Below are 22,301 nucleotides of genomic sequence, written 5' to 3'. Positions count from 1 at the left end.
TGGCTGCGCTTAGACAGGCTGCTCAGTAATGGGCTGTAAGAGGGCCAGCCAATCATCTCTGTCCATCTCGGCGGCCGTGAGGCTCTCGGTCTGATACATGCTTTGGGCCAGCGCCTGCTTACTCTGCTGCAGCTGCTGAATGCGCTCCTCGACTGTGTTCTGACAGATAAGCTTATAAACAAATACCGGCTTATCCTGGCCGATACGATAGGCCCTGTCGCTGGCCTGCTCTTCGGCGGCCGGATTCCACCAGGGATCCACATGGATCACCACATCAGCCTCGGTCAGATTGAGTCCAGAGCCGCCAGCCTTGAGGCTGATGAGGAACACATTGACCTCACCGCGACGAAAACGCTCTATGATGCGATCCCTATGACGACTGCGCCCGGTGAGCATCTCATAGCCTATCTGCTGGCGAACCAGCTGCTCGGCGATCAAATCCAGCATGCTGGTAAATGATGAAAAGATCAGTATGTTGCGACCATCTTCTATCATGCTCGGCAACTTGTTCTCCAGCCAGGCAAGCTTGGACGACTCGGCGTTAAGCTCATCCTGTGCACCATCTAAGCCCGTTACACCTTGGCGAGAGTCAACTTCGGGAGACATCGCCACTTTTGAATTCTCTGTCTCACCAACCTGCCCCAACTGGCCTAGGTTTAACATTGCCGGATGACAACACACCTGACGCAGCTTAAGTAGCGCATTGCTGATCATCAGGCGGTTGGCCTTGGCGCCGGTTTGCCTCAGGGCCAACTGCACCTGCTCCGCAACGGTGAGACGTATAGTCTCATAGAGATCCGACTGACTCTGGCTGAGCTCGATCAGGGTATTGATCACTGTCTTGGTGGGTAGCTCGGTCGCCACCTGGCTCTTGGTGCGCCTTAGCATGAAGGGGACAAGCCTCTGAGCCAGTCGCTGACGACTGGCATCGCAATGATCTTTCTCTATCGGCTGTTTAAATTGGCGTTGAAATTGAGTTGCGGTGCCGAGAAAGCCTGGCATCAGGAAATGGAACAGCGACCAGAGCTCTCCAAGATGGTTTTCCATCGGCGTGCCCGTGAGACAGAGACGATGCTGAGTCTGCAGCCGGTTCACCAGCTTAGTGATGCGGCTACGACTGTTCTTGATGGTCTGGGCCTCATCCAAGATCACCTGATGCCAATTGAGCTTGGTCAGCCGCTCGGCGTCTTGGGCCAGGATCCCATAGCTGGTGATCAGCACATCGACATCCGTCAGCGCCTGCTCGTTATCATGGCGTGCACGGCCGCTCCAGACGAAACTAGTCAGGCTAGGCGTAAACTGGGCGATCTCCCGCTGCCAGTTGCTGAGCAAACTGGTTGGGGCGATAACCAACACGGGCGCCTTGGTCACCCCGGCCTGTTTATCCAGCAAGATGCTGCACAGGGTCTGCAGCGTCTTACCCAGCCCCATGTCATCGGCCAGTATGGCGCCGAAGCCATGTCGCTTAATAAATTGTAGCCAGGCGACCCCCTCTACCTGATAGGGACGCAGCTCGGCGTTGAGCCCATCTGGGGTAACAAAGTCTATGGTGCCCAGCCTGTCTGCGCGCCTGCTCTGCTGCTCGTTGAGATAACGCCCGAGCGCCTTGGCATGTTGCCTCAGCTTGGCCTCACCCGACCAGGTCAGCGCCTGCTCAGATTGACTCAAGGCATCATCGAGCAGCGGAATGCGCCCGAGGTGATGGCGTGCCAGCACCAGCTTTTCCTGATCGTTGAGCGGCTGCTGCGCAAATAGCTCGTCGAGCACCGCGAGTATGCGCTGAATACGCGCAGCCGGCAGGGTTAGTATGGCGCCAGATTCCAGCTCCAGCGCAACTTCCTGCGGCTGAGTCTCACTTTGGGTTGCGTCAGACGGTCCGCCGCTCGTTACCTGATTGAAATCTCGGCTAAGCTTGCCCTGACGAATGAGGTTGACCAGCAATGGCAGGAGGTTAACCCGCTTTCCTTCGACCTCAACTCCAAGGCTCAGCTCGAACCAATCCTTGTCGGCGCTGTTCACCTCGCCATACCAGGCATTGGCCGCCACCTGAACGAAACGTTGCTTGGCCACCAGTTCAACCTGCCAGCCCTTGAGCGAGAGCGTGCGCAGCAGAACCACATGCTCACTCGCCTCACCCGGTACCAGACGCAGGCCCTCGCCGAGTGATTCAGTCACAGCTGGCTCGAATTGACTGGTGAGTAGCGGCAAGGGATTAAGCAGCAGCTGGCATTTGGCAAATTGCGCCATGAAGGCCTTATGGCCCGCACCAAGATAACTGAGCGACTCGAAGTCATAACGCTGGCCGCGGTGAACCATGGAAAATTTGGCCACATCGATCGGTGCCAGCATAGGTTCAAGCCAGTTTTGATCTAGGCTCTCACGGGCGATCTCTAGCCTTGGCAGCCAGTCGCCGTCGAGATCCACGCCTTCTAACAGAGTTTGATTCACCCGCACGTCACGGCGTTTATCTATGATCCCTGTAACCGAGCAGGTATCCAGCCAGACACCGGGGCAAAGGGGCAGCATGAAGCTTTCATCCAGGTAGTCTTCATCATAGTGGGTAGAAAGCCGCACCGGCTCCCCCGCCACCTTGCCAAAGAAACAGCGACCACTGGCAAACAGCAAGCGATAGAAATCGCTGCCAAGCTGCGCCGAGCTGTCATTGGTTTTATCTGTATCGCTATTCGTTTCCGCAAAGGCGCAATCGAGATCGATAATGATCGCCTGCTCGCTTGATGTTTCGGCCGGAGACAGATCTTGCTGCGCCGTTTGAGCCTCCAGGCTCGAGGCCACAGAGGTTAAATAGTCGGGTAACTTGGCTTGGCCAATCTTTTCACTGCGGCTTTCGGCGTTGAAGTTACTGCTGCTTTCGCTAACGCTACTACTGCCTTCCGTGCTGCTGCCAAGAGCATTGCTGAGTTCACCGATATTGTGACTGCTAAAGTCAGCGGCCAACGCTCTAAGCGTGTGCAGCAGCTTGAGATCTGTCTGACTGACATACTTGGGCACAGGCTGGCTCTGCAGCAGCTCGAATCCAAGTGGGCCCTTGAGCTGGTAGCGGCCATTCTTATTCAGATAGCCTTTTAACACCTTAAGCTGTAAGCCTGTGTCGCTCGGCACTAACAGATAGAGGATGCGATGGCGCGCCATGGTGGGGAAAGGATCGAAACGCTCCTTGAGATCGCTTCTAAACAGGCGAATGGCGGTATCTGAGCGCCGGGAGCGCCCCTGCTCATCAAGGGCGCGAAGCGCCGCCTGCTCCATCACTAACGCCGCCTGATGGGCACAACGAGGCTGACCACAATCGCAGCGACCGCTTATCTTACCCTGATCGTTGAGGGAGACCTGGCAGGTTATTTTAGGTTCACCGGCAAAGACGCCGCGGATGATATGGGCCTGGCGCTGACACTCCAGCAGCCGACCGCCCAATAACGCTTGCAGCGCGGAAAACCTTTCTTGATGTGAAAACTCTTGTACAGCCGTTTGTAATAACATCGTCCGAGAAAAAAGCAGATAGACCAAGATCAGCGATTGAAAGGAGAGATGATATCACTATTTGTAAGGCTTGTTGTAGCCTACTAAGGTCAAGTGTCGGCTTACTGCGCAGTTACCCACGCCCTAAACCGACACCTGTGACTGAGATCAAAAAATTACGATCTCGAGAAAGGATTAGGCAGACTCGGCGGTACGCTTCATACGCGCCAGATAGAAGCCATCGAAGCCGGTATCGGCCGCGCTCACGGTTTCATCATCGATAAAACTAAAGTGTGGGTTGGCGGCCAGGAAGGCATCGACCTGCTGGCGGTTTTCCTGAGGCATGATAGAGCAAGTGGCGTAGATCAAGATGCCATCGACCTTCACCATACGGCTGTAGCTCTGCAGAATCTCCTTTTGCAGCTCGACCAGCACGGGCAGGCGATCCGGCGTATCGCGCCACTTGGCATCCGGATTACGCTTGAGAACCCCAAGGCCAGAACAAGGCACGTCCAGAAGTACCCGGTCGGCACTCAGCTTAAGACGCTTAATGGTCTTGCTACTGGCGATGATACGGGTCTCGACATTGTGGGCACCGGCGCGGCGCGCACGCTGCTTGAGGTTATCCAGTTTCCACTGCTCCACATCCATGGCCAGCAAACGCCCCTTGCCCTGCATCTGTGCGGCGATGGCCAGCGTCTTACCGCCGGCACCGGCGCAGGCATCGATCACCCGCATGCCAGGCTCTGCGCCCACGGCGGAGGCCACGTGCTGAGAACCGGCGTCTTGCTGCTCGAATAGCCCCTGCTTGAAGCACTCGGTACGAAACAGCGCCGCATCTGAGATCACCTCGAGCGCGCTTGGCACGCCTGGAACCTCACGGGTCTCGACCCCTTCCTTGGCAAGACGCTTGGCGAGATCTTCGCTATTTGTCTTAAGCGGGTTAACGCGTAGGTAACGCTTAGGCGCCTGTGCCAGGGCTGCGCGCTCCTTGGACCAATCATCGCCTAACTGCTCCTGGCCTAAGGTATCGAGCCACTCGGGACAACCATCGAACAGTGCCGGTTGCTGCTTGGCCGCTTCCTGGCGCTGATTAAAATCATCTTCTTCGATCGCCAAGGTGTACTGCAACTTAGGGATAGGCAGCTCGTTCGCCATGTGCCAGGCATTGAGCAGGCGTGACCCCATACGGGCAATCTCATCGGTTGAGATATCTGCCAGATAGCAGTAGAAGTTGAGGCGGCGCAGCAGATCACCGGTGACATAGGTGATACGCGCCTGCTCTGACGGCGCTAACTTGAGTCCAGAGAAATGATGTGAATAGGCTCTGTCCAGCGGTTTGCCCTCTTCGAGCACCATGGCCAGCACATTGATAACTAATTCGGTTGAACTTGGAGATAGCGACGCATTTAACATAGTAGAGCCTAAAGTAGCAGAGCCTAGATAATAAAAATCGCTGGCGATCATAGGAGTTAAGCCCCTAATAGGCAAGCGCTAGCGGCCATTATGGCAATAAAAAAGGCAAGCATTGCTGCTTGCCTCTGAATTATAGGTTTAAAGACCTAAGCCTTAAAGCATAGCCCTTAGAGCATAACCCTTAGAGCTTAGAGCCCTTCACACCATAGAACATAATGAACAGGTAACAGATGATCGGCAGGAAGAAGGCATGCTGAATACCTATGTTATCCGCCAGTACACCCTGCAGCAGAGGTAGGATCGCGCCGCCGACGATGGCCAAGCAGAGTACGCCCGAACCTTGTGAGGTGTGAGGGCCGAGATCCCGCAGCGCCAGGCTGAAGATGGTCGGGAACATGATGGAGTTGAACAGGCCAACCGCCAGAATTGCCCACATGGCCACGGTGCCAGTGCTGGTCATCGCCAATGCAACCAGTAGAGCTGCCATTAAGGCGTTGAAACCGAGCACAGTACCGGCTGGCACCTTCTGCATCACGGCACTACCTATGAAACGGCCCACCATGGCGCCGCCCCAGTAATAGGTGATGTAACTCGCGGCGCTAGCCTCGCTGAGTCCGGCAATGTCATCCTGGGCCAGGAAGTTAACAAGGAAGCTGCCGATAGACACTTCAGCACCGACGTATACGAAGATCCCCACGGCGCCGAGCACCAGATGGAGTGATTGCAGCGCGCTGGTCTGGCCATTATGCACCACCTCGCCCTGCTCGCCGCTTTGACAATGTTCTTTGATCTGCGGCAGATCCAGTTTGGCAAATACCAGCGCCAGGACGCCTAATGCGGTGGCCAGGATCAGATAAGGCAATTTAACCACTTCCGCCTCGGCTTGTGCCTGAGTCAGGGTCTCGCTGGCTTCAACGGCGACAGAGAGGATCAACACGGCGCCAAAATATGGCGCAACCGTGGTACCCAGGGCGTTGAAGGCCTGAGTCAGGTTAAGACGACTTGAGGCGGTCTCTACGCTACCCAGTGCGTTCACATAGGGGTTCGCCGCCACCTGCAAAATAGTGATCCCAGAGGCCAACACGAACAGCGCGCCGAGGAAGAGTCCGTAGGTGGCCAGCGCCGCCGCAGGATAAAAGAGCGCGCAGCCCAAGGCCGCGATCAGCAAGCCTGTCACTATTCCTTTCTGATAGCCAAGGGCCTTAACCAGCTTACCGGCCGGCATAGAAACCAGGAAGTAGGCGCCGAAGAAGCAGAACTGGATCAGCATCGCCTCGGCATAGTTGAGCGAAAACGCCGCCTTGAGATGGGGGATCAAGATGTCGTTCAGACAGGTGATAAAGCCCCACATGAAAAATAGCGAGGTCAGGGAGACTAACGCGAAACGATAGTTCTCCTGCTCACCGCCAACCCCGGTAGCCGTGCTACTTTGTTGCATCATTGCCATGGTGTAGTTCTCTTTTGTTATTGTATATTTTGTTTGTGCTGTTAAATCTTTTCACGCAAATAGCCGGCTAACAAGAGCCAGCTATTTTGATAAGCTATATCCAAGCCCTTTACTTCCAACAATAGAAGCAACCGAAACCGTCAAACTGAATGACATCGCCTTTCAACTCGGCCTTAGGCAGACCATGGCCTTCCAGTGGCGTCAGACCTTGCTCGCCCAGACCTGCCAGGCTATAGCTCTGCGGCTCACCACTCAGGTTAAAGGCAACCAGCAGGGTCTGCTCACCCAGGCGACGCTCAAACAACAAAAGTGAATCGGTTGACTCAATGAATTTGATATCACCCGTGACGAGTATGGGGTGCTGTTTACGCCAGGCCAGCATGTGACGGTAATGGTTCAGAATCGACTCAGGGTTGGCCTCCTGCACATCGACCGCTACTGCTTTGTGATCGGCCGGTAGCGGCAGCCAAGGCGTGTTGTCACTGAAGCCGCCATGGTTAGCGTCATGGCGCCAAGGCATAGGCGTGCGACAACCATCACGGCCCTTGAACATAGGCCAGAAGGTGATGCCAAACGGATCTTGCAGCTGCTCATAGGCGATCTCTACCTCGCCAAGACCCAACTCCTCACCTTGGTAGCTACAGACACTGCCCCGTAGCGAACAGAGCATGGCGTTGAGCATCTTGGCCATATCGCTATTGAAGGTGTCTCTGCCCCAACGTGTCGCGACCCGCTGCACGTCGTGGTTGCCTATCGCCCAGCAGGGCCAGCCATCGCCAATGCTCTGCTCCAGCGCCTCTACCGTGTGGCGGATATAGGCCGGGCTGAAATCGTCGGTCAGCAGCTCAAAGCTGTAGGCCATATGCAGGCGATCCTCGCCCTGAGTATATTCGGCCATGGTCGCAAGCGAATCTTCCGAAGAGACTTCGCCTAGGGTGACCACGCCAGGATATTGGTTGATCAGCGCGCGCAGCTCTTCGATGAAACCAACAGTCTGCGGGCGGGTGTTGTTATAGTAGTGATACTGATAGGCGTAAGGGTTATCTTCACTAAAGCCCCTGCCCTGACGCTTGTCTTCAGGCTTTGGCGGATTGTCTCTTAGCTGCTCATCGTGATAACAGAAGGTGATCGCATCTAGGCGGAAACCATCGACTCCCTTATCGAGCCAGAACTTAACATTATCCAGCACAGCTTGGCGCACATCAGGGTTATGGAAGTTCAAATCCGGCTGGCTGGTCAGGAAGTTATGCAGATAATATTGCTGACGACGTGGCTCCCACTCCCAGGCACAGCCACCGAAGATAGCCAGCCAGTTGTTAGGCGCTGTGCCGTCCGGCTTAGGATCGGCCCACACATACCAGTCCTGCTTGGCATTGTCCCGGCTCTGGCGACTCTCGCTAAACCAGGCGTGTTGATCTGAGGTGTGGCTGAGCACCTGATCGATAATCACCTTGATGCCGAGGCCGTGCGCCTTGTCGATCAGCTCGTCGAAGTCCGCCATGGTGCCAAACAAAGGATCGATAGCGCGGTAGTCACTGATGTCGTAACCGAAGTCTTTCATCGGCGACTTGAAGAAAGGCGAGATCCAGATGGCATCCACGTTCAGACTCGCAATGTAGTCGAGTTTACTTATGATGCCTTGTAGATCCCCTACACCGTCGCCATTGGAATCCATTAAGCTGCGAGGATAGATCTGATAGATGACGGCGCCGCGCCACCAGGAGAGTTGGTTCATTATCGCCCCTAGGTCACCAACGACTATATTAAAGGCAGGTGCCTGCCCCTGGGTTGCATACCTGTTACCCGATCGTTGTCGACGAACAATTGTTATTAGAATGAAACGAGCATACGTCATCCGGGAAATCGGGTTCAACACCACTGCATACGTATGCAAAACAGACAGGCTTAAAGCACCTTCTGACCACCTAGAACAAAAACAAATATAAACATGTGGTTAGCATGAATTTTGCAGGCCATTTTGTGAGCTGGCGCACCCCAACAGACGCCCTTTTTGAGGCCGAGGTCACTTTTGAATACGTATGCATAATATTGTGACCGCGACGAGTGCGAGAGTAGTATCGGTGCTGCTACATAACAACTTAGAAACAAGTACAATAACAAGCACTCTCATTCACCTATATAGCTGTGAACAAGGGTCCCCCCTTATTTCACACATAAGAAGTAATACAGAATGAATAGAGTGAAAAAAGGGGAAGATGGATGTTTCAATTTAAACCTAACCTACTCACGCTAGCCCTGCTCTCGGCCGGCGTTTGTATTAATGTCTATGCAGCTGATAACGAGGCAGCGAAGGCTGAGGCGGCAGCAACGACTCAAGACGAGTCGATTGAAGTGATCGAGGTACGTGGCTTCCGTACCAGTGTGATCAAGTCGCTCAACAACAAGCGTTTTGCCGATACCGTATCAGAAACTATTTCTGCAGATGACTTAGGCGCCCTGCCTGATCAATCAATTGCCGATGCCCTAACCCGCCTGCCAGGTGTTACCGCCGTACGTACCGGTGGCCAGGCAAGTGGTCTTAACATTCGTGGTCTGGACGGTGATTTCGTTGCCGCGACATTAAACGGCCGCGAGCAGGTTACCACTGGTGGTAAACGCGCGATCGAATTCGATCAATACCCTTCTGAGCTGATCAACCAGGCGCAAGTTTATAAGTCGCCAAAGGCTTCTCTCATCGAAGGTGGTGTTGCCGGTACAGTCGAGCTTAAAACAGCCGACCCGCTGCAGGCACCAAAAGACCACAACTTTACCGTTAACGCTCGTGGTAGCTTTAACGACCGCGCCGGTGAAATTGCCGACGCAGAAGAATATGGCAACCGTCTAAGCTTCTCTTACCAAGGTAAGTTCCTCGATGAAACCCTTGGTGTTGCCGTGGGTTACGCACATCTTTATCAACCTTATGTAGCAAGCCAGTTCATCGGCCTACGTTTCAACGACGACAGACGTGATGTCAACGGTGATGGCAACCTTGAGTCCGTCAGCGAAGGCTTCGAGATGCAACAAAAAGGTGGTACCGACACCCGTGACGGTTACATGGGCGCCATCCACTGGCAACCCAATGACAACTGGAGCTTTAAGGGCGACATCTTCCACTCTAAGTTCGATTCTGAGAACTTTGCCCGCGGTTTCCGTGTGAAATCATTAAAGAACGGTCAGATCAGTGATGCCATTGTCGAAGACGGCTCTATGATCGGTGGCACAGTGTCTACCGATGGTACTGATAACTTTGCCGTTTTTGTGGTTAACGATAACGACTCAAAATATTCAGAGCTCACCTCTGGCGCAGTTAACATCGAATGGACCAATGGTGAAAACCTCACCATCGCCGCAGACATCAGCTACTCTTCTGCCGACGGTGAATTCGTCAACGGCGGTACCCGCGCCGTTATCTATGACGACATGGCTAACAATGTCAGATCGGCCGAGTCGATCACTTATAAGCTAAACAACCTCAATCCAGCCGACATCAGTTTCGCCAAGGATTACACAGATACTTCGACCCTAGGTCTGAGAGAAGTGGGTATGTGGCCTTATGATCAACAAAACGATCTGATCGCCTACAAACTCGACCTGAACTACCAGTTAGACAATAGCTTCGTGTCGTCTATCGACGTCGGCGTAAGATACTCTGAGCGTGAGTTCAACGCGCAGCGCTCTCAAGCAGGCTATGGTTTCGAATTTGGCACCAACCCAGACAATCAACCTGTGCTGGCCCTGACCGATGATATGACCCGTGTGGTTAACTTTGGCGGCGAGCTTTCAGGCTACCCAAGCTTCCTGGCGATCGACTTTGATAAAGCTGTTGATCTGGTTAACGCACAACTGGCGGCAACAGGACAAGATCCTTTCGTCCCTACCGCTAACTGGGCCAACAACTGGACCATGATCCAAAGCGGTACGGTAAATGAAGACGTGCTAGCCGGTTATGTGCAGGCTAACCTGGACTTCGAGATTGGTAGCATCCCAGTAACAGGTAACATCGGCCTGCGTGTGGTTAACACAGATCAGTCAAGTACAGGTCTACAACAAGTAGGTTTCGGTCTGGGTGAAGAGATCGTCGATGAAAAAGGCGTGGTCAGCACCGACTATATCCACAACAAAGTGGGCAAGTCTTACACCGACTACCTACCTTCGGTTAACTTGAACTTCCACCTGACACAAAACGATCAGATCCGTTTTGCCGCAGCATCGGTTATGGCTCGTCCACCAATCGACAAGCTGAAGTCTGGCATGGGTTCTTGGTATGACGACTCTGCAACACCAGGTTACAAGAAGTACAACGCATGGGGTAACACCAGTCCGCTACTGGATCCTTTCTATGCCGATCAGTACGACCTGTCATATGAGCACTACTTTGAAGAGTCTGAAGGTGCGATCGTCTTTGCCGTGTTCTACAAAGACATCAAGTCGTTCATTAACAACTTCACTATCCAGCCATTTGACTTCGAAGAAGCTGGCTTCATCGTGCCAGACACTATTGTCGACAACGGTGTAGAGTTCCCTGTCGTTAAGAATGAAGGCCAGTATCAGACGGCGGTTAACAACGATAACGGCGGTTATATTCGCGGTATCGAACTTGCCTACACTCAGGTATTCGACTTCCTACCGGGCGCACTGAGCGGCCTAGGTTTCACCGGCAGTTACGCATACTCTGACAGTGAAGTAGAGTTTGAAACCGACCTAAGTGGTGAAAGCTTAGCTATCCCGCTACCAGGCCTGTCTGAGCACGTATTGAACACCACTCTGTTTTACACCTTGGATGGTTTCGATACCCGTTTGAGCATGCGTTATCGTAGTGAGTATGTTTCTGAGCAAGTTGCGGTTGAATCTCAGCTGGCCTTCTTCGATGCAGAAACCATTCTCGACTACCAGGCATCTTATGCGATGGACAATGGTCTTAAGTTCCTGTTCCAGGTTAATAACCTGACAGACGAAGCTAACAAGACCTACTTCGGTCAGACGCACCAAACTGGTACCATCCAGAGCTTTGGTCGCCAATACTTCCTAGGATTTAGCTACACTATGTAATCTTAGGTATTAGCCGAAAAACACCTGCTTCGATCCCTTGAAGCAGGTGTTTTCATATTAAGCTAACGAAAAACTGTGTCACACCCAGAAAGTTAACTCAGTCACACCTAACACCTTAATGTGTCATCACGCTAGGCACAGCATCAAAAGGTCGAACGCCGAAAGGACTGCCCATGAGACGTACTAATAACCAGTTGAAACTCACACTCATCGCCACCTCATTACTTATGCTCGCCCCTTCCGCCTTTCAGGTGATGGCATCTGTGCTACCGGCAAGCAGTTCCATTATCAGCGAAAATACTAGCGCCCAGAAACTGCGTATCGAGCCCCTCAACTGGTGGGCGGGCATGCAACACAGTCAGCTGCAGCTGATGGTTCATGGCGAAAACATCGCTAAGGCTAAGGTAAGCGTAAAGGCCGATGGCGTAACCCTTAAAGGCGTTGAGACCACAGAGAACCCCAACTATCTGTTTGTTAACTTAGACACCCAAGGCGCCAAGGCGCAGACTTTTGAGCTGACATTCGAACAAGCGGGGCAGGCGCAAATTAGCGTGGCCTACGAGCTGCTCAAGCGCGATAAGGGCAGCGCGGCTCGCGAGGGCTTTAGCAACAAAGATGTTATCTATCTCATCACGCCGGATCGTTTCGCTAACGGCGACCCCGCCAATGACAACCAGGCCGACATGATAGAGCAAGCCGATCGCAGCAATCCGGGTGGCCGCCACGGCGGCGACATTCAGGGGATCATCAATAACCTGGACTATCTGGCAGACCTTGGTGTCACTCAGCTGTGGATCAACCCGCTTACCGAAAACAATCAGGCCGAATACTCCTACCACGGCTACTCGGTCACCGACCACTACCGCATCGACCCAAGATTTGGCAGCAACGACGATTACCGCCAACTGGCCATCAAGGCGAAAGAGAAAGGCATAGGCATCATCGCCGATGTGGTGGTCAATCATATCGGCGCTAACCACTGGTGGATGGATGATCTGCCCAGCCAGGATTGGGTTAATCGTCCTGAGGGCGCATTAGCTCAAGATTCCTCGGCCATCGATTTCACCACCCACAGGCGTACCACGCTGCAAGACCCCTACGCGGTTGCCAAAGACAAGCGCGACTTTAGCCACGGCTGGTTTGTCGAGTCCATGCCGGACCTTAACCAAGAGCAGCCACAGCTTGCTAACTACCTGATCCAAAACAGCATCTGGTGGGTAGAATACGCTCATCTGAGCGGCATACGCGAAGACACTTACTCCTACGCCGATAAGGATTTTCTGGTGGACTGGACCCGCGCCATCATGGCTGAGTATCCCAAGTTCAACATCGTCGGCGAAGAGTGGACGGGCAACCCAATAACCGTCTCCTACTGGCAGAAGGGCAAGGTCAATCAAGATGGCTACCAGTCAGAGTTGCCGAGCCTGATGGACTTCCCCCTCTATGAAACCCTGATCAAGGCGCTGAGCGAAGAGGAAGGCTGGAGCGAAGGTATGATGCGCCTGTATGAGTTCCTCGCCAACGATGTGGTCTATGCCGACCCGACGCAACTTGTACTGTTCGAAGGCAACCACGACACCAATCGCCTCTACAGCCTGCTGGGTGATAACTTAGCCCTGACCAAGATGGCACTGGCCTACGTGCTCACCAGCAACCGCATTCCACAGATCTTCTATGGCTCAGAAATTTTGATGCAAAGCCCGACCAAAGATCGTAATGATGGTGTCACCCGCTCAGATTTACCCGGTGGCTGGCAGGGAGATGCCATCTCAGTTTTTGATAACAAAGGCCTGAATAAAGAACAGCAATCTATGTTGAGCTTCACCCGCGCCCTGCTTAACTTCCGCAAACAGGCAGACTTCATCCACAGTGGCGGCCTGCGCCACTATGTGCCTCAGGATGGCGTATATGTGCAGATGCGCTGCGCCAAACAAGATTGCAGCGACAAGGCGCGCCTCATGGTGATCTACAACAAGTTGGATAAGGCAGTCGAATTACCTCTCGCGCGCTACCGTGATCTGCTGGGCAGTGCCCGCATGGCTCAAGATGTGATCAGCGGCGATACCGTCACGCTGGATAAGACCCTCTCAATCAAGGGACAAGGCGTTACCCTGTTAGCCATAGAGGAAGCCAAATAATGACTAGTGCTTGTCCCGATTTGAATAGGCTCTTGAACAAGTCATTGAATATTAATTTAAACGTTCCATTCAATAAGTTAAGTGCTGCCCTGTGCAGCGCCGCGCTAATGATCTCAGCCCAGGCCTTCGCCCTGCCCCAGATGGAGGCGGCGACTATAGCAAAAACGGCTAGTGCTCAATCAAATGCCATGCCGTCGACAAACGGCGAACATGTGACTAAGCCTGTCATCTATCAGGTATTCACCCGCCTCTTCGGTAATACCCAGACCGCCAACATCCCCTGGGGCACCAAGGCGCAAAACGGCGTAGGCAAGTTCAGTGACTTTACCCCCAAGGCGCTAGAGAGCATCAAATCCCTGGGGGTCAGCCATATCTGGTATACGGGGATCCCCCATCATGCCTTGGTCGGCGACTACAGCCAGTATGGCATCGGCACTGATGATCCCGATGTGGTCAAGGGCCGCGCCGGCTCCCCCTATGCGGTGAAAGACTACTATAACGTCAATCCGGATCTGGCAGACGATCCCGCCAAACGCCTTGAGGAGTTCGAGGCGTTGATCGCCCGCACTCACGAAGCTGGCATGCAAGTGATCATCGACATAGTGCCCAACCATGTGGCGCGCGGCTATCACTCCCTGTCGGCACCTATTGGCGTCACAGACTTCGGCGCAAGTGACAACACTCAGCTCAGTTATGCCAGAGACAACAACTTCTACTATGTGGTGGGCACGCCTTTCGAGGTGCCGAGCCTAAGCCCAGATTTAAAGCCCCTCGGCGGCGAGCCACATCCACTGGTCGATGGCAAGTTTGACGAGTTTCCCGCCAAGTGGACCGGCAATGGCGCGCGCGCGGCCAAGCCAGATCAAAACGACTGGTATGAAACCGTTAAGATAAACTATGGCATCACGCCAGATAGAAGCCTAGATTTCCCTCAGCTACCTGAGGGTTACGGCAAAAAGTCGGCCGCCGAGCATTACGCCTTTTGGCAACGGGTGCCAAAGGATAGCATCCCCAGCTCCTGGATTAAGTTCAACGAGATAGCTCAATATTGGCTCGCCAAGGGCGTAGACGGATTTCGCTATGATATGGCTGAGATGGTGCCGGTTGCCTTCTGGAGCTATCTGAACAGCCACATCAAGCACACCAATCCCGATGCCCTGCTACTCGCCGAGGTCTATACCCCAAGCCGTTACCGCGACTATATTCACCTTGGCAAGATGGACTACCTCTATGACAAGGTAGGACTCTACGACAGCCTCAAGGCGATCATCCAGGGCAAGGCTGGCACCGAAGCGATCGAGCGCGATCGCAACAGCGTCGAAGATATCGCCGCGCACATGCTGCATTTTCTCGAGAATCACGATGAGCAGCGCATCGCCAGTCCTGAGTTTGCCGGCGATCCGTTAAGCGCCCTGCCTGCCATGGTTGTCTCCACCACCTTAAGCCAGGCGCCCACCCTGCTTTATTTCGGCCAGGAGGTCGGCGAAGATGGCAGCGAAGACGCTGGCTTTGGTAAACCGAGCCGCACCAGCATCTTCGACTATATCGGCGTACCGGCCCACCAGCGCTTTATGAACCTGGGTAAATTCGACGGCGGTCAGTCTTCAAAAGAAGAGCTGAGTCTGCGAGCCTACTACGCCAAGATGTTAAACCTCAGCCATAGCCTAAGCGCCCTAAGCGGTGAATATGGCGATCTGCACAGAGCCAATATCGATCAGGCCAAGGGCTATGATGCAGACCTATTCGCCTTCAGCCGCTTCGACGACAAGCAGAAGGTCATCATCGTCAGCAACTTCGCTAAAGACAAGGCAAAGCACCTCATTATCGATCTCCCCGCAGCCTTAGTTAAACGCTGGCAACTCGCACCAGGCACCTACCCGCTTAAAGAGATGCTAAGTGATAAAACACCCACGGTGCCAATTACGCTAACGACGAAGGAAGGCCAAGTCACACTAAACCTTGCGCCTCTAGAATCTAAGGTGCTTGTGGTAGGAGAGAAATAAGCCCGGTCACTTCAAGATATCAAAGCGAGTAGAACGAGCATTAACCACGCTCATCCTACTCGCTTTTGGTTTCGACTCATTCAGTCAGATACACCAATATGACAATTCTTACATGTTAACGCCCCACTTAGCGGGAGCTGACTGCCCGGCTATAATTCGCGAGACACGAGCGCAGCAGACCTGGCTGAAATCCGCCTACAGTGCCACGTTATATGCCTAGCTACACCATTCTCCTAGCGCATCACCTGATGAGGAACCATACATCTTCAAATCTAAGGAGTCGAAACCAAATGCAAGTGCAAACAGCTGTTCCCCTTCGATTGTTAACAGCCAGTTCACGCCAGCTCTAGCTACGGCCCAAACAGTCGCTGACTTGTATATATCGAAATCAGCGTCATTAATAATCGAAGATGTCTCCTTTACTAATACAGGATCAATAATTGACTGAAGTAACCCTTCCGACAGTTGTCGAATATGCTCTTCATAAATCATACCTTTCGGCGTAATTATCTGAGGCTCACTAATATCTAAAGAGGCCTGAATCTTGTTTATGGCATCGATTTTTTTCATCGCATATAACGCCACAAGCAACGGACGCACGTCAGTACCCCCGATTGGCTTTTCTTGTTACGCATGGTCCAGTTCCTTAGCCAGATCATCTACGAATTTTGACAGATTCTTGTAACAGGCCTCTAAGAAAGGAACAACTTCGATTTCTTTGCCTTGAAAATGTATTCTGTTGTTTTCAGTGATCAATGTTTGACCTGAGACAGGCCTAATTCTAGTTGTGCCATCAGGATCTATAAAAACATCATCTTGAAGCACACCATTAACCCTAGTGCCAGTCATCGACACCTGAGCTCCCTCTCCTACTTCCACAAGTGGCATTCCACCTTGAAAGATAATTCTACTCTTTCTATTCTCGGTTTTATTTAAGTTGTTATGTTTCGCATCATTAGTTAAACCACATAGATCAACTAGCCAAGGGTCACAACTTTTAAATGGCTGCATGGCTTGTACCATGGTGTAAATCGATGGCATATGCTCCGATAAACCAGGAAGATTTCGCTTTACACTATTCTTGAAGTGGTTTTCCCTTTGGCCATACGGGAAATACACCTTTTCTGGTATTCTATTTTTGACAAGAGACTTCAGCTTACATTGCATATCTTGAGCAGCGTAGTCGAGAACACTACGCAAATTTTCCAATGTATTTTTCAGCGCCACTTTATTTATTGTTCCATCTCTGGACTGCTCAGAAATAGAGGATATTTCATTCTGAGCATGATCAAGTAATTCTTGTATGTCTCGATTATGCATCTGTACTCCCTATTAATGCCTAACGCTTATTAACAAGAATGCCGCCCATGTAAATCTGCACCGTCTAATGCAGAACGCGACAAACTAGAGTAATCATATGAAATTAAGCAATAACTGCATTACATTACAAGGAAAAAGTTAGCTATCCTAAGACAAAGCAGTTTTAGCCAAATGACGTAGTAGGAAGCGAAAATGAGGCTTACTCACAATATCCCATCATACCTATGTATATCCTCAGCCTAGCGATAAGAGATAGCCAGTCAGTAGCATTTTCAATTAACCACCTAAAAGTTATCGAATGACGCCAAATCGAAGAGATAGAAAGATCCAGTGTGGATACATCTGCGGACGTCGATGGCAAGGATGCCATCGTCGAGCCTCCACGGACGGATTTACGGCGTGTAGCAGGTGTATCTGCACATAAGCCCACCGCAGGTGATAGATTGCCATGAAGGTATGAACTTTAATTCACCTCCCTGTGCCCATTAACATAAACACCAAAAGTTAAAAACTAAGATGCCTCGAACAACGTCCTAGCTTTCAATACCCTGTCACAACGTACGTGTATCAGATGACAAAACCACCAGCCACAAAAAAGCCCTCAATCTGAGGGCTACTAACTCTTCTACCTTTAAATCCTATTTCTTACCCGGCCGACTATCGGCCCAAGGATTAAAGGCTGGCTTTTGTTCAGCTTTATGCGCTGACCTTTGATCTTTCCCACCGCGATCACCAGGCGCTGCTGATTTAGCTTTAGCAGGCCGAGCCTTCTTATCAGCGGAGTGACCTTTATAAGGGGATGCCTTAGCTTGAGGCTTGGATTGAGGCTTGGATTGTCCTCTAGGCTTATCTTCTCTGCCTTTATCCTTAGCGTCCTTAGGACCCTTCTCAACGTGGCTAGCCGCTGCTTCGCCACCCTTCTCACCCTGCGCCTGCTCACGCTTTGCCTTGGGCACATAGTTGAGGATAGAGATGGGTACAGGTTTTCTCGGCGCGAAACCTTCTATCTCTCGACGCTCCAGCAAGTGATCGAGGCGGCTCTCGATCATGCAGAGGTTCTTAAAGTCATCTTTAGACACCAGGGAGATCGCCTCACCCTTGGCGCCGGCTCGGCCGGTACGCCCGATGCGATGCACATATTCATCGGCCGGAAACGGCAGGTCATAGTTGATCACCAGCGGCAGGTTGTCGATATCGATCCCCCGCGCCGAGATGCCGGTGGAGATAAGGTAGGCAATCTTGCCCGCCTTGAAATCTGCCAGGATCTGCTCTCGTACCGCCTGAGTTCGGCCGCTGTGAATACACTCGGCCTGAATGTCCCGCTTCTCTAGCTGACTCACCAGCTTAGCGGCGCCATGTTTGGTCTCGATAAAAATAAGCGCTTGGGGCCAGGCATTATCTTTAATCAGCTGACTGAGCAGCGCCGACTTCTTATCCTTATCGACCGTGGTGATCCACTGCTCAATATCTGGCTGGCTATCTTGATTCTTAGTGACCGACAGATGGATCGCCTTAGGCACCGCCTGTTTCGCCAACTCGCGCACCGGGCGAGACAGGGTGGCGGAGAACAGCAGGTTCTGTCTCTCCTCTGGCAAGGTATCTAAGATCTTGGTGATATCCTCGATAAAGCCCATATCCAACATGCGATCGGCTTCATCGAGCACCAGTAGCTCCACTTCATCGAAGCGGATCGCTCTCTGGGTATAGAGATCCCGCAGTCGACCCGGGGTGGCCACCACGATATCGACGCCCTCGATCAACTGCTGCTTCTGCGCCTGCACGTCGACGCCGCCATAAACGGCCATGGATACCAGCCCTAAGCCTTTACCATATTCGCCAATGCGATCGTTTACCTGCAGCACCAGCTCGCGTGTCGGCGCCAGAATGATCGCCCGCGCCCGCTTCTTGCGCTGTGTCTGGCCCTGCATCAGGGTCGTGAGCATAGGCAGCACGAAAGTTGCCGTCTTGCCACTGCCGGTTTGCGCCGCCGCGATTAGGTTTTTGCCCTTGAGCGCCAGGGGAATGGCTTCTTGCTGGATTGGCGTTGGCTGGCTGTAACCAAGTTGCTCAAGGTTAGTGAGCACAGCGTTTGGCAGGCCAAGGTTTGCAAAGGTCATGGATTCTCTCTCAGGGTCGCAAGGGCAAAAATCGTCAGCCAATCGAGCGGCTGGTATTTGAGGCGCGCTAGTATAACAGAGCCGTTTGCTAAGACTAGCCCAGTTTACCCAAAGTAAACCAATAATATAGGAAGCTTTAGTGACCTGGCTTTAGTGATCTAGCTTAAATCGCCTTAGCGCCTCTCAGCCAATCACTGTTAGCTATCTCTAACTGCTACCACAGCCAGCTTTTTGCTGGGCCAGGTCACCTATCCGATTTCATCATGGAAACTAACTTAACCTATCGCGCGTATCGAGTCACTATGGCCCTAACGATGTGCTCGCCGGCTAAGCAGCGACAGATGAAGCACTACTAGCACTCACAGATGGCCCGGCTAAGGATGACGTTAAAACCGGCCAGTGACGCGATAAACATGAGCGATAAAAGGAGCGATTATGAAAACACTATATACCCTTGCCGCGATCTTACTGTTAAGCGCCTGTGCAAGCAGCGATCCTGGCTCGACCCACACCATACACAACACAGGCGGCTTTTGTGATTTTCACTGTCAGCGCCTCGAAGATGAGCTGATCCGCCGAGACATAGAAGATCGCATCATAGAACGCGAAATCGACAGAGAGATCATCGACGAGCTAACGCCGCCAGACGATGTCCCGGCTGAGCTTTATTAAGACGCAGTGCTGACTTACGAGCTCAGGCTTAGGACAAGACAAGGCCTTTCCATATAGTATTGGTCACATTTTCATACAAAAGAAACAGTTTAGAGAAAGGTAAATTAGCCCGCGAGCCGCGTTATGGGTAATAATGAAGGGGTGAACCAAGGCGCGGCAACTAAGAGTCAACGCAGTAAGGAATCAACACAGTAAGATTCCACCTTTGCGCGTCATTAGCTGTCGAGTGCGGTTCACATAGCGAATTTATAGAGCTTATATAGCTAGGTGCGCAGCAGTTAGGATCTCGCCAGAGAGGCTGCGCCGGTATTGAAATCCCTCTGGCAGTGCAAAGGATTGACTATGGATGCCCCTAATTTTGCCCAAACGGCCGCACACGAACTTCACGATACCTTGCCCATCTGGCGCGAACTGATCTTCAAGCGCCTGTTTGGCCTCCTCGCCATCTTATGTGTGCCCGTCTACATCACCAGTGTCTACCTCTGCATCCAGATGGGTCTGGTCGGCATGGCCGCCTTCGATACCTTGGCCTATCTGTTGCTGCTCTACATCTTACTGGCGAGAGGATTGAGGCAGACGCTACGCTACTGCATAGGGTGTTTGATGTTCTTCGCCATCGGCGTGGCCTTCCTAATCACCATAGGCCCAACGGGCGCCGGGTTCTTCTGGCTGTTTATCTTCCCCCCGCTCACCAGCATATTGATTGGGAAGCGGGCCAGCCTCTGCGCCCAGCTGCTTAACGCTGCGGCTCTGCTGGCCATAGGGCTGGTCTACCATACGCAAGGCTTTCAATGGCCGGAGACCCAGGGCTATAGCAGCTTCATCTGGTTTGTAGTGGCGATAAACTTCATTGTCACCAATGCCATAGTCACTCAATCCGCCGCCTTCCTGCTGGGTAAACTGACCCAGTCGCTGCGATCGACCATAGCATCGCGGCGCGCAACCGTGATGGGGCTGGCAAAACTGGCCGAATACCGGGACAACGAGACCGGCGCGCACCTGATCCGCATGCAGCACTACGCCAAGATGCTTGCCACTCAGCGACAAACCGACATTGATGCCCCAGCAGAGTTAACCGACGATTTTATTCAGGAGATCAGCCTCTCCTCGATTTTGCATGATATCGGCAAGGTGGGGATCGCCGATGCCATCTTGCTCAAGCCCGGACGGCTGACAGCGGAGGAGTTTGAGCAGATCAAGGCACACCCGGTTATTGGCGCTCAGGTATTAGCGAGTCTGCTTAGTTACGCGCCAGAGTGTCCTTACATAAAGATGGGGCGTGATATCGCCGGTGGGCACCATGAGTGGTGGGACGGCAGCGGCTATCTGGCTGGGCTTAAAGGGGAAGCGATTCCCCTCTCGGCCCGTATCGTCGCCCTGGTAGATGTGTATGACGCCCTGACCTCACCGCGCTGCTACAAACGCCCCTTTAGTCATCAAGAGGCGCTAGAGTTAATCCATCAGGATAAGGGCACCCATTTCGACCCTAAGCTGGTCGAGAGCTTTATCGCCATCAATCACAGGTTTGAACTGCTGTCGAAGGCCTCTCTGTTCGAGCGGCCCCCCAAGCAGTCACTCAGGGGCCAGGTCGCCGTCGTGAGCGAATCGGAGCTAGAAACCAGCCAGTAGCCTACTGATATTTGCGGCCGCCATGGCTTAACCAGCCCGCCGGGTGACGCCCCCTTGGATCATGGTGTGTCCAGTGGATCACACCGCCGCGATCATTCCACTCATATTCACCGAAGAAACCCACACTGTCACCGACCTTGAGATCGGCAATGCGCGGCGCCAGATCGATATTGTGGGCCACCAGCAGCGTCTGACCACTGGCCAGGCGCAAAATGAAGCGCTGATGACGACTGCCCTTGGTATCATCACTGAGCAGGCGAATCACCTCGCCTTCCCCCTGGATCTGTACGCCACTCTGCTTCTGCTCAAACACCTGGCCCAGCAAGCCGTCATCGGCCAGGAGTGGCAAACTAACGGCGAACGACAAGATGATGAGTAATAGCCCACGGCAGAATCTATTCATAGCCTGATTTCCTTACTAGCTATCATTAACTTGCTATCCTGAAATTGCTAGGTTGAATGCTTACTCGGTAAAAGCCTCAATGGACATTTCAGGTCATCCGAGACTGAACACTCGGAGCAAGTACTTTAGACCGAGCATTGGAGACAGAGTCTTTGTGACAGAGAGCTTTAGACTAAACAATTGAAATTAGACTTATTGCTGTTGGCTCTCTATGAGGTGACGAGGCATCACCTTTGACGTCAACAACGCCTTTACGGGCAGATGCTCAGGGTTATCGTCACTGGCAAGATAACGGACCTTAGGCATCTTATTTAGTCTTGCTTGGGTCATCCAACCTTCGGGGCTGGAACTTACCAGAGTCTTACTCACCTCATTGCCCTCACTATCTATGACCACATGATAACTAAACTGGCCCATCCCTTTGGGAATCCACTTAGGGCGGGACTTCAGCATCACAGGTTTTGTCGACTTGGGCTTCCAATAATCACTTAGGTTTTCCCCGCTCACCTCAAGCAGATTGCCGGCCAATAAGGTGTTATTGACCGATTCCGAGTTACCGGGAGTGTTTTGGGTGGAACTGCAGGCAGTTAATGCGAGTGTCAGCAGGACACCAGCAAACAAATTTTTAGACAT

14 protein-coding genes are annotated in these 22,301 nt (G+C 52.6%); 5 read left to right on the top strand and 9 right to left on the bottom strand.

Annotated elements, in window-relative coordinates; all coding sequences use genetic code 11:
* Nucleotides 1-9: 9 nt before the first annotated feature.
* The 4 genes from K0H80_RS19755 to K0H80_RS09605 all read right to left on the bottom strand — a co-directional run bounded on the left by K0H80_RS19755 (nt 10) and on the right by K0H80_RS09605 (nt 8,072).
* A complete protein-coding gene (locus K0H80_RS19755; RefSeq protein WP_258406220.1) occupies nt 10-3,429 on the bottom strand; it encodes a DEAD/DEAH box helicase in 3,420 nt (1,139 codons plus the stop codon).
* Between the two features lie 240 nt (nt 3,430-3,669).
* Nucleotides 3,670-4,890 (bottom strand): RsmB/NOP family class I SAM-dependent RNA methyltransferase, encoded by a 1,221-nt coding sequence (locus tag K0H80_RS09615; protein ID WP_220073815.1) that lies wholly within the window; start codon nt 4,888-4,890, stop codon nt 3,670-3,672.
* Nucleotides 4,891-5,071: 181 nt separating this feature from the next.
* Complete coding sequence (locus K0H80_RS09610) at nt 5,072-6,337, bottom strand: sugar MFS transporter (RefSeq protein ID WP_220073814.1); 1,266 nt, start codon at nt 6,335-6,337, stop codon at nt 5,072-5,074.
* Between the two features lie 109 nt (nt 6,338-6,446).
* Nucleotides 6,447-8,072, bottom strand: a complete 1,626-nt coding sequence (locus K0H80_RS09605; RefSeq protein WP_220073813.1) for an alpha-glucosidase family protein — start codon at nt 8,070-8,072, stop codon at nt 6,447-6,449.
* Between the two features lie 485 nt (nt 8,073-8,557).
* Here K0H80_RS09605 and K0H80_RS09600 point away from each other — a divergent pair, with 485 nt between their 5' ends.
* The 3 genes from K0H80_RS09600 to K0H80_RS09590 all read left to right on the top strand — a co-directional run bounded on the left by K0H80_RS09600 (nt 8,558) and on the right by K0H80_RS09590 (nt 15,527).
* The gene (locus K0H80_RS09600) at nt 8,558-11,386 is read left to right on the top strand and encodes a TonB-dependent receptor (RefSeq protein ID WP_220073812.1); all 2,829 of its coding nucleotides are present in this window, start codon (nt 8,558-8,560) and stop codon (nt 11,384-11,386) included.
* A gap of 173 nt (nt 11,387-11,559) precedes the next feature.
* Nucleotides 11,560-13,524: a glycoside hydrolase family 13 protein gene (locus K0H80_RS09595; RefSeq protein WP_220073811.1), complete on the top strand. Its 1,965-nt coding sequence runs from the start codon at nt 11,560-11,562 to the stop codon at nt 13,522-13,524.
* Nucleotides 13,524-15,527, top strand: coding sequence for an alpha-amylase family protein (locus K0H80_RS09590; protein WP_220073810.1), 2,004 nt, complete (start codon nt 13,524-13,526; stop codon nt 15,525-15,527). The genes K0H80_RS09595 and K0H80_RS09590 overlap by 1 nt, the downstream gene beginning before the upstream one ends.
* A 216-nt stretch (nt 15,528-15,743) precedes the next feature.
* Here the strand turns inward: K0H80_RS09590 and K0H80_RS09585 are convergent, their stop codons facing one another.
* From K0H80_RS09585 to K0H80_RS09575, 3 genes are all read right to left on the bottom strand, one after another.
* Nucleotides 15,744-16,097: a hypothetical protein gene (locus tag K0H80_RS09585; protein WP_220073809.1), complete on the bottom strand. Its 354-nt coding sequence runs from the start codon at nt 16,095-16,097 to the stop codon at nt 15,744-15,746.
* 57 nt (nt 16,098-16,154) lie between these two features.
* The gene (locus K0H80_RS09580) at nt 16,155-16,847 is read right to left on the bottom strand and encodes a hypothetical protein (RefSeq protein WP_220073808.1); all 693 of its coding nucleotides are present in this window, start codon (nt 16,845-16,847) and stop codon (nt 16,155-16,157) included.
* Nucleotides 16,848-17,485: 638 nt separating this feature from the next.
* Nucleotides 17,486-18,964: a DEAD/DEAH box helicase gene (locus K0H80_RS09575; RefSeq protein WP_220073807.1), complete on the bottom strand. Its 1,479-nt coding sequence runs from the start codon at nt 18,962-18,964 to the stop codon at nt 17,486-17,488.
* Between the two features lie 435 nt (nt 18,965-19,399).
* Here K0H80_RS09575 and K0H80_RS09570 point away from each other — a divergent pair, with 435 nt between their 5' ends.
* Together K0H80_RS09570 and K0H80_RS09565 are read left to right on the top strand one after the other, a co-directional pair.
* A complete protein-coding gene (locus K0H80_RS09570) occupies nt 19,400-19,636 on the top strand; it encodes a hypothetical protein (RefSeq protein WP_011865681.1) in 237 nt (78 codons plus the stop codon).
* 342 nt (nt 19,637-19,978) lie between these two features.
* Complete coding sequence (locus K0H80_RS09565; protein WP_220073806.1) at nt 19,979-21,265, top strand: HD-GYP domain-containing protein; 1,287 nt, start codon at nt 19,979-19,981, stop codon at nt 21,263-21,265.
* 1 nt (nt 21,266) lies between these two features.
* On the opposite strand, the gene K0H80_RS09560 is transcribed toward K0H80_RS09565, so the two are convergent.
* Together K0H80_RS09560 and K0H80_RS09555 are read right to left on the bottom strand one after the other, a co-directional pair.
* Nucleotides 21,267-21,668: a DUF3465 domain-containing protein gene (locus K0H80_RS09560; RefSeq protein WP_220073805.1), complete on the bottom strand. Its 402-nt coding sequence runs from the start codon at nt 21,666-21,668 to the stop codon at nt 21,267-21,269.
* Nucleotides 21,669-21,860: 192 nt separating this feature from the next.
* Complete coding sequence (locus K0H80_RS09555; RefSeq protein ID WP_011865678.1) at nt 21,861-22,301, bottom strand: hypothetical protein; 441 nt, start codon at nt 22,299-22,301, stop codon at nt 21,861-21,863.

The sequence above is a fragment of the Shewanella aegiceratis genome, from assembly GCF_019457495.1.
Classification (GTDB): domain Bacteria; phylum Pseudomonadota; class Gammaproteobacteria; order Enterobacterales; family Shewanellaceae; genus Shewanella; species Shewanella loihica.
The sequence above is the reverse complement of the archived record's forward strand: the minus strand, read 5'-3'. Positions and strand labels throughout refer to the sequence as shown.

What these genes read in the sequence shown, in the direction of transcription:
- K0H80_RS09615 (WP_220073815.1), bottom strand. Translation starts at nt 4,890, where the DNA reads ATGTTAAATGCGTCGCTATCTCCAAGTTCAACCGAATTAGTTATCAAT.
- K0H80_RS09610 (WP_220073814.1), bottom strand. Translation starts at nt 6,337, where the DNA reads ATGGCAATGATGCAACAAAGTAGCACGGCTACCGGGGTTGGCGGTGAG.
- K0H80_RS09605 (WP_220073813.1), bottom strand. Translation starts at nt 8,072, where the DNA reads ATGAACCAACTCTCCTGGTGGCGCGGCGCCGTCATCTATCAGATCTAT.
- K0H80_RS09600 (WP_220073812.1), top strand. Translation starts at nt 8,558, where the DNA reads ATGTTTCAATTTAAACCTAACCTACTCACGCTAGCCCTGCTCTCGGCC.
- K0H80_RS09595 (WP_220073811.1), top strand. Translation starts at nt 11,560, where the DNA reads ATGAGACGTACTAATAACCAGTTGAAACTCACACTCATCGCCACCTCA.
- K0H80_RS09590 (WP_220073810.1), top strand. Translation starts at nt 13,524, where the DNA reads ATGACTAGTGCTTGTCCCGATTTGAATAGGCTCTTGAACAAGTCATTG.
- K0H80_RS09585 (WP_220073809.1), bottom strand. Translation starts at nt 16,097, where the DNA reads ATGAAAAAAATCGATGCCATAAACAAGATTCAGGCCTCTTTAGATATT.
- K0H80_RS09580 (WP_220073808.1), bottom strand. Translation starts at nt 16,847, where the DNA reads ATGCATAATCGAGACATACAAGAATTACTTGATCATGCTCAGAATGAA.
- K0H80_RS09575 (WP_220073807.1), bottom strand. Translation starts at nt 18,964, where the DNA reads ATGACCTTTGCAAACCTTGGCCTGCCAAACGCTGTGCTCACTAACCTT.
- K0H80_RS09570 (WP_011865681.1), top strand. Translation starts at nt 19,400, where the DNA reads ATGAAAACACTATATACCCTTGCCGCGATCTTACTGTTAAGCGCCTGT.
- K0H80_RS09565 (WP_220073806.1), top strand. Translation starts at nt 19,979, where the DNA reads ATGGATGCCCCTAATTTTGCCCAAACGGCCGCACACGAACTTCACGAT.
- K0H80_RS09560 (WP_220073805.1), bottom strand. Translation starts at nt 21,668, where the DNA reads ATGAATAGATTCTGCCGTGGGCTATTACTCATCATCTTGTCGTTCGCC.
- K0H80_RS09555 (WP_011865678.1), bottom strand. Translation starts at nt 22,301, where the DNA reads ATGTCTAAAAATTTGTTTGCTGGTGTCCTGCTGACACTCGCATTAACT.